Below are 12941 nucleotides of genomic sequence, written 5' to 3' on the forward strand. Positions count from 1 at the left end.
CTAAGTATCTTCAATCACAATAAAACTAATAAGTTCAAAATCATTTAAGCCTGAAACAACATCAACCAATGCCGAAGTTGTCAAACCCAAAAACAGACTATCAATATCCTTTTCAACTTTTATATTTTGAATGCTATGGATCACGGTATCCAACAATGCTGAATATTGACTCATATCTCGTCCATCGTTGGTTTCTTGATTAAATTTTTCATACGCTTCTGGTATTGGATCAACTTTTCCACGACATGCTTTCCTTGCGATATCCAATAAATATTTGGCTTGAGTGTAGTCATAAACCACTTCTCCATTTTTATTAATATAAATCAAATAGTACGGATATAAGCGATTACTTTGGCTCGTATGCGACTCAGGATGTCGTGCTCTTAAAGTGAAAATGACGCCTGTATTCAGACCTTGTTCTGGCTGGACAGGCACAACAGTATGAAGACCATTTGGCAATCGTTTCAATTCAGGATGTTGTTCCAAATAGCCAAGCAAATCCATACGGAAATCATTTAGACCTAAATCTGTAATTGATACACCTGTATTCGCATCCTCTAAATCCAGCACTTCATTTTGTAATTTTTGTAGTTGTTCTTTACGATATGCCATATCGTTGGCTTGAGCACTCAGAACATTATCATCCCCTGTGCTCGTCATATCGACAATGACCATCCGATTTTCAACACGTTCTCGTAGGTTGATATATTCATCTAAACTAATGTCAGGCCAGTAATTCACAAGTTGAATTACGTCATTGGACGAGCCTATACGATCCACACGACCAAACCGCTGAATGATACGTACAGGATTCCAATGAATATCGAAATTAATCAAATAATCACAATCCTGTAAGTTTTGTCCCTCAGAAATACAGTCTGTAGCAATTAAAATATCAATTTCTCTTGCTTCATTTGGGAATATATCTTGTTTTTGTTTTGATTTTGGCGAAAACAACGTCAGTAAACCTTGCATATCGTAGGCTTTACGGCTGCCTAGCATTGTTTTAATGGTTGAATTGTTTTTTGAGCCAGTAATACAAGCGCTGTGTAATTGATGCTGTTCATGTAAATAGGGTGCTAGATGTTCGTAAATATAATGCGCAGTATCAGCAAACGCAGTAAAAATGATCACTTTGTAGTTTGAAGGATTAATTGGCTGTTGGACCTTCTCAATCACTTGCTGTTTTAAATGTTGTAGTTTGGCATCGTGGGCTGCATCGATTACTTTAATTGAACGCAATAAACCGAGGATCAGTTGATGATCACCTTCAAGATCAACTTTCCAAGTCATGAGATCCAAATCACCTAGATGGATCTTGAGTTTTTTCCCAATTAAATCTTCACTACTTATCCCTTCATCATTTTCATCTTCATCATATCCAAAATCAGTTGAAATACTGATTTCATCCGAAGATTGCCGCGCTTCAAAATCAGCAATTTGTGATAGGACTTTCTCAATATTATTTTTTAGCACAGTCAGTGTTAAACGAAAGGCATGTACTGAGCTTTCAAGCCGTTTCAGCAAATTCACCGTCATTAAGGCTTGTAGACTTTTTTCCCGATCCTTTTGCTTAAATTTTTTCCCATCTCCTACTTGAGTATCAAATAGCTCTTCATATTTTTTTAATGCGCTTGGAAAAATGTAACTCACTGGCGCATAGACAGACATCTTAATTAATGACAGATCGGCATATATTTCATTCAGAGATACAGTATTGTGCTCAGTCGACAACGCACAGCGAAAAGAAATTGGCTTGAGTCGCTGAGGAAACTGACCAATATCTTTAGTATCATAAAAAGTTTGGATGTGCTTCCTAGAACGGGCAATCGTGACACTATCTAACAACTTAAAGAAATCAAAATCTAATAAATTTAAAATGGCTTGTGTATTGCGTTGCTTTGGATCAAGTTTTGCCCATGTATTAAAACTTGCTTGCGCACGACTAAAAATTGTTGAAATATCCCTCTCGGTATCCAACTTTTGTTCAAGCAATGAGGCATTACCCTCATATGCCAATGCCAACTGATTTTTTAAATCATTAAAACGATTATTGACTGGAGTCGCAGAAAGCATCAAAACCTTAGTTTTCACACCTTGACGAATAATTTTATTCATCAATTTATCGTAACGAGTTTCTTTATCTTTATAAGTATCGCGGTTTCTAAAATTATGTGATTCATCAATTACAACAAGATCATAATTGCCCCAATTGATCTTTGCTAAATCAATCCCGAGTGTTTCACCACTACTACGTGATAAATCAGTATGATAAAGAACATCATAGTTAAAACGATCCTTAGCAAAAATATTGGTTACTAAGTTCGCATTATAATTGGTCCAGTTAGCGCTTAATTTTTTAGGGCAAAGTACCAAAACACTTTTATTTCTTAGTTCATAATACTTAATCACAGCCAATGCAGTAAAAGTTTTACCCAATCCCACACTGTCTGCCAAGATACAGCCATTATAACTTTCAAGCTTATTAATGATCCCTACAGCTGCATCTTTCTGAAAATTGAACAGCCTATTCCATACCAAAGTATCTTGATAACCCGTGAGATCATTTGGCATCACATCCTCATTTAAATCTTCCAAAAAATCCTTAAAGATGTTGTAAAGCATTAAGATATAAATACGTTCAGGAGAATTCTCTTGATAGACAGATTCTATATGCTGAATAATTTCACTGGTGACATCATCAACCTTTGAAGCATCATTCCAAATTTGGTTAAATAATTGAATGTAAGTTTGTACTGTAGCAGTCTCATCAAAGCAATTTACGATATTCGAGATGGCATTTCCCTTCTCAAAGCCAAGCCCCATTGGAGTAAATCCCTGAATGGGCATATATGTTAGGGAATGTCCAGGTTTTTGGATGTTGATAAATTCCTGCATTGGCGCATTGCTATTATTGGATTTAAATTTCGCTTTTCGCCGTATCCAATCAGCACATTCTTTAGCAATCGCCTTTTGTGATAATTTATTCCTTAAATGAATTTCAAACTCTGTTCCGTACAAACTACTTTCACGATCTTGCTGAGGGATCACAAACTCACGTTTTTCTTTTTTAAATTTGTCTGTAACGTTATCCGCAACAAAGGTTGGCGAAGTAAAAATGAATTGTAATTCTTCAATTTTTTCAAGCTCCTTCTTCAATGCAGCAAAGGCATAAATTGAAAAATAAGACGCCGCTATCTTTAAACGTGATTTGCTGTTGAGATTTTCCTCAATCTCATTACCTAATGTGTTATTAATGTTATCAATCAGTTTCATAGAGAAGTAATAATAAATATATCATTCACTATAATAACTGAAATATTTCTTCTTTTTCGCAATCTTCCCCACACATACCAAATTCTTATTTATTTCATAAATTCAATAGTTTTTCAGGTCTATACCAATCACATTCAGCTGCCTGATTGGACCCACATTTAAATTTTTTGGCTTTGCAAAAAATAGGCTGATTATTTGCATAATCCCAGTTATTCCCACTATATTTGCATAAAAAACAATTCTTGATCGGTACTTTGTTCTGAGCTGCCAGCTTTAGCTGGTCCAGAAAGATATCACCATGAGCATAGCCCACATATACAGTAGAGTTAACGAACTCTAAATCTGTTTCAATGATATTGCTATAAATAATTTTATCCCTATACTTCATAAGCTTTGCTTCAATATCTGACAAATAGGAGAGCTCTAAAAAGGACTTACCTGAGTCCCAAACATAGAAACCAAAAAATTGCTTACGTAAACATTTGCACTCAGAATCCGTAATTGAGGCACTACCCTGATTAAAGCCCAAAAACAATGCACCATGAGGTTCTAAATTTGCTTGATATATTTGATCTATATCTTCCTCAGAATCAATTCTTATTTCTATAATACGTTTTCCTGAGCTTTGTTTTTTCTCACTCAAAAAGTGTGTTACAGCAATTTCGATATAAATATTGTCTTCTGGAAAATTTGCTCTAGAAAGTAACAAATCTGGAATAAAATTTTCTTCTCTCTTCTCAACTTCAATAATTGAGAAATATTCAGTCAGATCAAACTTCTTTTCAATAAATCCAAGATCACAATTCTTACGAATACTTCTTCTGAATTTATTGCATTTCTTAGAAATATGAAAGGTAATATAAAAGGGTTCATTTTCTTCTAAGCATTTTTGGTAGACCTCAAAAAAAACCTGTTTCCCCAAACGATGTAAATATGTTTCACCATTGCACTCTTGAATACTTTTATGTGCAAAATGTGGTTGTTTTATTTTTCCATTCACTTTAGCTATTAAAATATTATCACAGCCTAAACATATGAAATCTGACTGTTGCTCTTTACCAACCAAATCAATAGCTTTGATTACTTGCCCCAATTGATCTTTAGCATATTGATAACGTGCCATATTCTTCCAATTATTGTTTTATATCAATAATAACCAAAAAAATAAGGGAGCAAAAGCTCCCCTTACTCTCGCTCTTCCATCTTAGACTCAATCCATCGATGAATTTCCCAAGCTGACCAACCGATACGCATTTCTGTTAACCGTATAGGCTGAGGAAATGTCGGATCATAATACTTTGATTTCTTATTAATCATCTCATAGATTTTTGATTTACTCAGAGCAGTAAATTCAACGACATGCTTGATGTTAATGATTTGATTCATCTGAAAAGTTTGACCTGTGAACGCATTCATGATGTTTCTCTCCTGATCATTGATGCGAGCGGCAATTCGCTCAAATGATAGAGCGCTCCGTAAGAAAAAACTTGGCACCCCGTTCAATCAATTCAAAGCCTGCACCGACTGCTGCAAGCCTTTTTGGATATCCTGCACATGGCTCAGGTCATGGGGTGACTGAGATGGTTCCTGTTTAGATTCATCCGTGTAAAACTCCTCAACAATATCTAGCCCCTCCTCACCACCCACCTCAAAACTGGCATTGCCATAGCCTTGTCGTGCTACATGATCTAAAGCCTCCTGATAAAACCCTGCCGCCTTGCTTTGTTCATCTATCTGTTTGGCTGAAGTAATTGCTTCCTGCAAATTAACCCCATCACGTAAAGTTAAATCCACGTAATAGATTGGGGTACGGTAGCTTTGGGTTGTACTTTTACCTCTAAGCGTTAGTTGCAAAGGTAAACATGAAAGTAGATCACCTGATGCTGCATGGTAATAACTTAATCGTGCAGCTAAGGTACGAATGCTATTAAAACCTGTAGTTCTAAAGATGAATGTACCAAACTCATCCGACTCATCTAAATTCACGTAAAGCCTCCCATAAGGTTTACACAGTCCACCCTGAGCCAATGGACATAAATCAGGTGATGGACATGGATGTTGCTCAATACCGTTTTGTCCTAGTCGCTGACAAGTTTCGCCATTTCCTGAACAGATTAAACGCCCAGTTTGTCGGTCAAATAAGCTGTATTCTGCCCGTAGGTTCAGTTCAGGATCATTGAAGATCATTCTTACAGGTATAGTTCTTAGTTTTTGATTCTGATTCGGTGCTTTAGCACGGAGTTGTTCATCCAGTGGATGTTTAACCCAGCCATCTTTGTTTTGGATTTGGCTGGTAATGGTAAATTGATCATCCTTTTCAGGCAGTCTTTTGCCATTCTTTTCGACAATTTTGCCAATGCTGATACGACCGAGTACAGGTGGTGTGATTGCGAGACCTTTAATCATGTTGAATTCCTCTTTGGTAATTTTTGACTGATGCCCCTTTTATATGAGTAAGAAGCAATCTTTTTTTTGAAATGCATATAAATCTCGCAAGGCAGTCCATTTGCTCTCTATAGGTACGTTTCCTCAACGTGCTTATAGGGAGCGGGGGCTGTTTTGCGCTTTTTTGATGGATTGGGGATTTGATGGATCGGATAGATTTCTGTGTGAATATTTGGAGATTCTACTTAGGCTAATTTATTTGGACTGATCATCATCTGCATAAATCTGAAAGCGCCGTGTGCCCTGCTTGTTTTGTGGGAACTGTTGTAAAAACTCAGGATGCTGTTGCAATAGCGCTTTACTGTCTAAACTGACTGAGTCTTTTGATCTTTTCCAAGTGACTGATCCCGTTTTAAAAGTTGCCCGTTCAGCATCTTGCATCTTGGCTTGGATTTGATGTTTCAGTTGATCAAAGCTCGCTTGATGCTGCTCAATCAAATGACGTTGTTTTAGCAATTGCTCAAAGTCTTGATTGGCATTTTGGTCTTCAGATAAATCCGTACTGCTCAGCGGTACATGAACTGGATATAACAGTTGTAAGGCTTTGGCTGCTGATTCACTGGCATCCACATCAGGCGGAATATCTTTTTCCACACATTCCCAGAAGTAACGTTCAGCATCTACAATGTATTTGATCACCGTTTCACTACGCGTCACTTTAAAGATTCGGGTTTCATGTCCACAGATCAAGGCACAGATATGCGCTGCCTGTTTGCCTGTCACTGCCAGTTGGTGTTGTACCTGACACAACACATATAAAGGCACACCATCTCGCCATAGCTTTGCACCATATTCCCCTACGGTTTTGCACTCTAAGATTTGAACTTCCTCATTACCCACCACGGCATAATCAAGATTAGCCAACATAAAGTGTTTGTCTTCATCAGGATGCTGAAGTACGGCATTGACTCGACGGACTTTATGGTTGGTGTGCATGCTGTAGTATTGCGCCACTAATGGCTCAAGCTGCTTACCCCAATAAAGCGGTGCATGTCCTGCACTTTCGTCTTCAATGTTTTGTTGTATTCGACCTGTTTTGATCATCCACAGCTCTAACATCGACATATAGGGATTGAGTCCACATGCGGTTGCAGCATCACTGCTGCCGATGCCTTGCTTTCTAACTTCTAGCCATTGTTGGTAATTCAACTGTTTAGTGTTGGCCAGTCGTTTTGCTGAAGGTAATTGAGTGGTTTTCTTTGGTGTTTTCTTAGTTCGTGTTCCGACTTCAGCTTTATGTTCTGTCTCGATCTTGATGGGATAAGGTTGTAAGGGTGGATGATTAAGCGTGTTTTGAATTTGCGTATGACTATTCATTGTAAATGTTCCTGTATAGCGAAAATCTTAAAGCTAAATTTTGGGCATAAAAAAAGCCACGTCGGGGGTGACGTGGCGAAAGGGTTCTGCGGTTTAAGTTTTACCTGATGATTAAAATAAGATAGTTTTCTTAAATAAAACTGAATAATGACAAGGTTTATTAAGTCACCATTCTTAATGCCTGTTCTAAACCGCGTTGTTTAATAGCAGCCCCTGCACCAAACCAAGCTGAATCAAGACGATGATCGGTACTCATCGCTCGACGCTCATGGTCACAGAACTCGGTAATCGAACACAGTAATCCATACGCCGTATCCTTGGCTGAACTCAGTTCTGCCCCACGTCCATGTCCGTTAAACATGGTCATGACTTTCGACATTGCTCGTCCATTGGGTTCAGTTTTGGATGAATTTGTTTGATTTGGCATGGCTGCATTGCGGTAGAACTGGATAATGCTTTCATCCTGCTCAACCATACTCAGATTGGTATTGTTGAATACAGCATCAAAGTAAGCAGCCGCTTCTTGCTGTGTGACTTTACGCTGACTCAGTTGTTTCATTTCATACATGTGTTCATCCCATGCACGAACTGAAATTCCCAATTGCTGTTTGACTTTCTCAGCATCGAAACGCGTACTGTGTGGAACTTTAACCACGCCCGCATTGTTCGATGAGTTGTTGTGTGATTTCAATGCAATCGCTAAAGTGTTGTTACACACCACTCGTATTGAAGTGAATTGTGCGGTAGTAGCGAGTGTGCCATCACAAGCAGTTGCTAAAAGAATATAGCCATTACTGACATCTTTACCTTTTAAAGCTGAGGTCTGTCCAGTTTTAGCCAATGCCCAGAACTTCTTGCCACCTTTGAGCACCCCTGCTGTTTCCAGTTCAAAGCCTGATTGTTCAGTCAGATCACGATAGAAGTGTAGAATTTCCATCGGTTGTACCTCCTGAAAGCGTTGGCTCACAACTGATAACGGTGCATGAGTATCAGAACGATAAAGTACCCGCTGTTCTTCAAAGGGCATAATCATGTTTTGACCACGTTGGTTTTGCGCCATATAACTGACATCGGAAGATTCAATCCGCCAATCCATACCAGCTTGCAGTGCCCAAACCTCTAAAGGTTGATTTGGTGTCAGTTGATTGCCTAAACCATGCCAAGGGGTTTGTCCAACAAATGCCATTGTTTCAACTAAATGTGCCATAAGATGTGTCCTTTATTCTGATTTGAATGATGTCTTGCTCAGTATTTATGTGTGCTAATGCTTGATCGTGTTTGATCAGCCAGTACTAAAATCACGCCACCTAATGCAGCACCTGCCACGCCACCAAGCATCGGTGAAAAGCCGATGGACTTGGCAAGGTTCATACCCAGCACCGCCAAAGTCGTCGGTGCGCTAGTAAGGCTGAGTTGCGGTGGTTGTGGTTCTCTAAATCGAGGGCTATACGGTTCTTCTTCTGCGTCCAAATACGACATGGAACTTCTCCAATGTTTAAGAAATGACTGTTTAAAACGCCTTGATTGAGATCATCAATTGAGTGCTTGGCGTTGCTTCATTTCCGTAATATGTATTTGAAATAATTTGGAATCGTATAGCTGTTCATTTTTTACTGAGTTGTACAAATCAGCAGGACAAATCGAATTGACCTATGAAATCGTTATGATTATGATGAGCTTGCTGACCCTCATGGTCAGTCGGTTTTAGCAGACCGATTCATACAGCGCATCAGGGTTTATTCTTCTGAGTATTCTCTACATGCGTAAAACCTTCTCGTCCCCCTTTGCGGTAGAACGGGAGGGGGACGCGTTCGCGCGTGCTGGTTCTGTATGTCCAGTCTGCTAACCCCTTTTCGTTCTGCCACCATTATTTAGCAGTGATGCGGTAGAACTCCATATACATACAGGAGTCAATCATGACTGTTTTCTTTATTTCTCAGTATTCCCCACCCTTGCCTTTTTATTCTGGCGTGTCCTTTGATCGACTCGATCTTTTGACTCGGTAAATTCATTTCGTCATACAGCCGCTTTGTTGTTATTTGGGCATGTCTCTACTGCCAATCTTCAATGATGTATATGCATCGTTGATAACTGACTACGCCTAATTATCTGCAATTCAGTCTGTACGCATTCTAAAAAACCATAAACAACAAGAATCAGGAATACATTTGAATGAACAATCGAATCCACGCATTTATAAAATGCAGTGCTGTTGCAGCCTGCCTATCATTGACTAGCCTGAGCCATGCCGATGTAAAAAGCATGAATCAGTTTTATAACAATCCAACCAGCGCACCCAAAGTGACACGTTGTAAAGGTGATGTGTATTGCAACGCCTTTTATGCACTGTCTAAACAATGGCAAGTCATTCCCAAACACTACCAATTAAGTGGTTATCAACTCATAAGCTTTATTGAAGACAATGATGGTGAAGGTTTAAGCCGTGGCTTTACCCCACCGCAACAAGATCGTGCTTATCAAATTCTAGAAGCGGGTGAAAAAGTCTTTAATGAAAAAGCCCGTAATGATGCTGATCGACTCGTGTATGTCAAAGGACTCGCGGTACTTCACTACATCGATCGTGGTCCAAACAGCAAATAATAAAAAGGAAGCTATTCATGAATTATTCAATTAAAACTTTGCTGCAAGGTACTGCGGTCGCAAGTTGCATGTTATTCACAAGTGTAAGTCATGCAGATATGAGTCAAGTCATGGCACTGATCAACGATCCTGCCACTGCACCAGCGGTGCGTCGTTGTGACAACAATCCAAACTGCAATGCCTTTGTCGCAATCAGTAAGCAGTGGCAAGTGATTCCGAAAGACGATCCATTACGCTATTTCATTTACAGTGGTGATTTAAATGCATTGATCATCGAAGGCAAAGATTTGCATGATCCTAAATTACAAGAAATCGATGATTTGGCGTATCAGATCTTTGACTACAATGCGGAGAATTTTAATGACAGGTGGCTGTACATCAAAGGCTTAACTGTACTGAAGTACGTTCAGCGTATCCAATCAGCACAGTAATCAGCCTCTGACTTGATACCGCCATTATTGATTTAAAAGGACTCCACGCCATGAAGAGACTCATTCTCGCGGCTGTAATTATAGCTAGCCTCACTGCATGTAATAAAAAGCCTGTTGAAGAATCTGCTGCTGCAAGCGATGTCGCCAACACTGATTTATCAGAACTAAAAACACAAGAAAGTAGCAATCAACCCGACTGGCCCTTGGATGCAGCCAAAGAGCAAAAGGCTGAAGCGGCTACAATTGCTCATGATCAATATGATCCAGACAGTATTTATACAGGCGCGGATAATATTGCCATTCCAACGCCACAACTTAAAAAGAGACTGCGCCCAGGCGAATCCGTTGAGGTGAAGTTCCGACCTGTAGATTCATATCCAATTTTTAAAGTCATCGCCAGTACAGCCAACAATACCACTCGCTTAAGAGTCGTTTCTGAAGTTGAAGACGTGATCGACAAAGTTGAAATGAATCATGGTGAATGCACCATTCAGCGAATTGAACCAAATACAGTGAAGTTTCCTAAATTGATGTACTACGGTGCAGTCTTCGATCTAGTACTCAACCACTGTACTTCAGAACAAATTCAGCAGGTTGATCTTTACACCACGCGTGGCAAATTGGCTTACACGCCGATTGTTGAAGAATAGCTGATACAGGAATCAATCATGAAAACACGTTTACTGATTTTAATGTGCAGCTCAATCGTATTATTCGGCTGTAACAAGAACAATGCACCTCAATCTAACCAAAATTCAGCTGAAAGTACTTTAGCTGCAAGTGAAACAGCTCAGATTGATGCCGATCGTCAGCAACTCATGGATGAACTTACCGAATATAAAGACAATCCAAATCTACCGCCTGTACAACAGAAATTAGCCAATGCCTATTATGAGATGCTCAAAACAGGTGGTGGTGACTTAGAAGAGATTCGTGCTTTTATTAGCGAACTTCAAGAAGTTGAACAGGCTGCGGTCGAACAAGCAGCACAACAAACTCCATCTGCCAATGAACAATTTGAAATTCGACTCACTGCAAAGCCGTTGCCTGATGCTACGGCACATTATGCGGCAACCATTATTAATCGACTTGAGGTGGTCTCTCTCAATGACGCGAGTACATCAATCACGTCGGTGAAAGTCAATCGAGGCAATTGCCCTGTAGGTGGTGGTGAAAATTACAAGAATATGCAGTACGGCACTGTTGCTGAAATCATTATTCGCTGTGATGCCAGTCAAGTTCGTGAAGTCACACTAACCACAGCTAGTGGTGAATATACTTTTAATATGAATGGACAATAATCAGTAAGAGAAGTACTGGCTTGTCGTACTTCTCTGTATTACATTTCAATCATCGTAATGATTTTAAGGTACGTAAATGTCTTGAATTGAGTAATCAAATACGCCATCTGTTTCAAATACCCTGATAGACAGAATTAAATCGCTACGCCCTTCTCGTTCTGTAAACAAATCAAGAATGACATCCCAACAAAATCCCATCCATAATGCTTGTGAAGTCTTCCAAGTTTCATCAGGTAAACTCACCAATGTTTCACCATAATCAGTAATATTTTCTGCAATTTCTTGAAGATGCTCTAATTCAATATTTTGAACACCTTCAATACGACTAATAGCTGATAAATCATTATTTTTAAAGGCTTCCACAATTCTAATAAGCGTCTCTCTCCAAACAGTAGGCACTTGAGAAGCTGTTTCTTTATCATATACAACAGGTACATCAGTGATCATTCAGGATTCTCTTTTTTAATTATTAGGCGATAGCAATCAGTTAGATAAGTACACCATTAATTTTCTTTTAAATAAAGTATATCTAAACTGCTGCTAACGTCTTACAAGTTTAACTGATCAATTCAATCTTGTTGATACGCCTATTTGCTTTCTCAAACTGAGCAACACCAAACGTGCGCATACCACGTATTTTAGACCTCAAATACTGAGACTCCTTTTCAGGATTGACCAAGTACTTAGCTGCATTAATCGCATTACCAATCTGCTGAGGATTGTCACGATGAATCATACCGATACCCAGTGTGCCCTCTCGCTCAAACTTCTTAATGTATTCAGTATCATGGCAATTAAAGTACATGCCTGTACTCCCTGTGATTTCCAACCAAGCATCACCAATTAACTTGGCTAAACCAAAACCTTGTTGATGTTTATGCCCATCATAGATCAGTAAGACATGTGCATGTAAACCCTTGGTAGTTCCTTCTTCCAGTGCCCATGCATAACCCTGTAGGTCACTAAAACACCCATCCTGATTAGCTAAACGACTTCTGAAAGCTTCCATGTGTTTCTGAAAGAGATTAACGTCAACTTGATACTGCTGTTCTTTCAAATAGCCCAGATCAACACGAACAAACAACAACTTGGAATAGTGATCAGTTAAATCGGTTAGGTATTGCTGTATACGTTTCTGATTTCTTTTTTCTTGATTCTGATGCCGACTAATGTATTCCTGCATATCATTCAGACTTTCACGAATTATGATTCTGAGGTATGACATATCTTCATGATCAAAATTAAGAATCTGATCATAGGATTGAGACATTAGGATTGTATCTATTGTAGCAATGACATTCATAAAGCCTTGAATACTTGGTACATAGCTTAAGTCATTCCGATAGAACACTTTAAATGTAGGTACTAAATCAACCAAAGCATACTTTAAGTCCTCATTATCAATCTGGTCGTTATAGACTTGATGCACTAAATGACCAACAGCTGTTAATACGCTAGATGGGTTGAGTGGTACTTTATCGAAATTTATCATGAACTTCACTACGAGAATTGAATCATAGTAAATAGACTCGTGTGATAATTTACTTATGTCAGATGTATATGAATAAAG

The 12941-nt window shown here is 38.9% G+C and carries 13 protein-coding genes; 4 read left to right on the top strand and 9 right to left on the bottom strand.

The genetic code is table 11. From position 1 onward, the window contains the following. The 7 genes from F933_RS07825 to F933_RS07855 form a co-directional block, all read right to left on the bottom strand. Window positions 1–3276, bottom strand: a complete 3276-nt coding sequence (locus F933_RS07825; RefSeq protein WP_005060068.1) for a helicase-related protein — start codon at window positions 3274–3276, stop codon at window positions 1–3. Window positions 3277–3370: 94 nt separating this feature from the next. Further along, complete coding sequence (locus F933_RS07830; RefSeq protein WP_005060071.1) at window positions 3371–4399, bottom strand: competence protein CoiA family protein; 1029 nt, start codon at window positions 4397–4399, stop codon at window positions 3371–3373. A gap of 62 nt (window positions 4400–4461) precedes the next feature. Beyond that, window positions 4462–4692, bottom strand: a complete 231-nt coding sequence (locus tag F933_RS07835; protein WP_005060074.1) for a helix-turn-helix transcriptional regulator — start codon at window positions 4690–4692, stop codon at window positions 4462–4464. Between the two features lie 87 nt (window positions 4693–4779). Continuing rightward, a complete protein-coding gene (locus tag F933_RS07840) occupies window positions 4780–5682 on the bottom strand; it encodes a recombination directionality factor (RefSeq protein WP_005060077.1) in 903 nt (300 codons plus the stop codon). Between the two features lie 234 nt (window positions 5683–5916). Further along, window positions 5917–7038, bottom strand: a complete 1122-nt coding sequence (locus F933_RS07845) for a YqaJ viral recombinase family nuclease (protein ID WP_005060078.1) — start codon at window positions 7036–7038, stop codon at window positions 5917–5919. Window positions 7039–7198: 160 nt separating this feature from the next. Then, window positions 7199–8245 carry a DUF932 domain-containing protein gene (locus F933_RS07850; RefSeq protein ID WP_005058288.1) on the bottom strand — a complete coding sequence of 349 codons (1047 nt, stop codon included), beginning with the start codon at window positions 8243–8245 and terminating at the stop codon, window positions 7199–7201. Between the two features lie 38 nt (window positions 8246–8283). Beyond that, window positions 8284–8517, bottom strand: a complete 234-nt coding sequence (locus tag F933_RS07855) for a hypothetical protein (RefSeq protein WP_005060080.1) — start codon at window positions 8515–8517, stop codon at window positions 8284–8286. Window positions 8518–9210: 693 nt separating this feature from the next. Between F933_RS07855 and F933_RS07860 the strand changes: the two genes are divergently transcribed. The 4 genes from F933_RS07860 to F933_RS07875 are packed head-to-tail and all read left to right on the top strand — an operon-like array spanning window position 9211 to window position 11371. Further along, a complete protein-coding gene (locus tag F933_RS07860; RefSeq protein ID WP_005060082.1) occupies window positions 9211–9639 on the top strand; it encodes a hypothetical protein in 429 nt (142 codons plus the stop codon). Window positions 9640–9656: 17 nt separating this feature from the next. Next, a complete protein-coding gene (locus tag F933_RS07865) occupies window positions 9657–10070 on the top strand; it encodes a hypothetical protein (protein ID WP_005060084.1) in 414 nt (137 codons plus the stop codon). Between the two features lie 50 nt (window positions 10071–10120). Beyond that, a complete protein-coding gene (locus F933_RS07870; RefSeq protein WP_005060087.1) occupies window positions 10121–10720 on the top strand; it encodes a lipoprotein in 600 nt (199 codons plus the stop codon). An 18-nt stretch (window positions 10721–10738) separates the two neighbouring features. Further along, on the top strand, window positions 10739–11371 hold the full coding sequence (locus F933_RS07875; protein WP_005060089.1) for a hypothetical protein: 633 nt from the start codon (window positions 10739–10741) through the stop codon (window positions 11369–11371). Window positions 11372–11434: 63 nt separating this feature from the next. Here F933_RS07875 and F933_RS07880 read toward each other — a convergent pair whose 3' ends face one another. Beyond that, window positions 11435–11818 (bottom strand): DUF7668 domain-containing protein, encoded by a 384-nt coding sequence (locus F933_RS07880; protein WP_005060090.1) that lies wholly within the window; start codon window positions 11816–11818, stop codon window positions 11435–11437. 109 nt (window positions 11819–11927) lie between these two features. After that, the gene (locus F933_RS07885; RefSeq protein WP_034710614.1) at window positions 11928–12863 is read right to left on the bottom strand and encodes a YagK/YfjJ domain-containing protein; all 936 of its coding nucleotides are present in this window, start codon (window positions 12861–12863) and stop codon (window positions 11928–11930) included. Window positions 12864–12941 lie beyond the last annotated feature (78 nt).

Origin of the sequence: Acinetobacter beijerinckii CIP 110307 (genome assembly GCF_000369005.1) — a bacterium.
GTDB lineage: Bacteria > Pseudomonadota > Gammaproteobacteria > Pseudomonadales > Moraxellaceae > Acinetobacter > Acinetobacter beijerinckii.

What these genes read in the sequence shown, in the direction of transcription:
- F933_RS07825 (WP_005060068.1), bottom strand. Translation starts at nt 3,276, where the DNA reads ATGAAACTGATTGATAACATTAATAACACATTAGGTAATGAGATTGAG.
- F933_RS07830 (WP_005060071.1), bottom strand. Translation starts at nt 4,399, where the DNA reads ATGGCACGTTATCAATATGCTAAAGATCAATTGGGGCAAGTAATCAAA.
- F933_RS07835 (WP_005060074.1), bottom strand. Translation starts at nt 4,692, where the DNA reads ATGAATGCGTTCACAGGTCAAACTTTTCAGATGAATCAAATCATTAAC.
- F933_RS07840 (WP_005060077.1), bottom strand. Translation starts at nt 5,682, where the DNA reads ATGATTAAAGGTCTCGCAATCACACCACCTGTACTCGGTCGTATCAGC.
- F933_RS07845 (WP_005060078.1), bottom strand. Translation starts at nt 7,038, where the DNA reads ATGAATAGTCATACGCAAATTCAAAACACGCTTAATCATCCACCCTTA.
- F933_RS07850 (WP_005058288.1), bottom strand. Translation starts at nt 8,245, where the DNA reads ATGGCACATTTAGTTGAAACAATGGCATTTGTTGGACAAACCCCTTGG.
- F933_RS07855 (WP_005060080.1), bottom strand. Translation starts at nt 8,517, where the DNA reads ATGTCGTATTTGGACGCAGAAGAAGAACCGTATAGCCCTCGATTTAGA.
- F933_RS07860 (WP_005060082.1), top strand. Translation starts at nt 9,211, where the DNA reads ATGAACAATCGAATCCACGCATTTATAAAATGCAGTGCTGTTGCAGCC.
- F933_RS07865 (WP_005060084.1), top strand. Translation starts at nt 9,657, where the DNA reads ATGAATTATTCAATTAAAACTTTGCTGCAAGGTACTGCGGTCGCAAGT.
- F933_RS07870 (WP_005060087.1), top strand. Translation starts at nt 10,121, where the DNA reads ATGAAGAGACTCATTCTCGCGGCTGTAATTATAGCTAGCCTCACTGCA.
- F933_RS07875 (WP_005060089.1), top strand. Translation starts at nt 10,739, where the DNA reads ATGAAAACACGTTTACTGATTTTAATGTGCAGCTCAATCGTATTATTC.
- F933_RS07880 (WP_005060090.1), bottom strand. Translation starts at nt 11,818, where the DNA reads ATGATCACTGATGTACCTGTTGTATATGATAAAGAAACAGCTTCTCAA.
- F933_RS07885 (WP_034710614.1), bottom strand. Translation starts at nt 12,863, where the DNA reads ATGATAAATTTCGATAAAGTACCACTCAACCCATCTAGCGTATTAACA.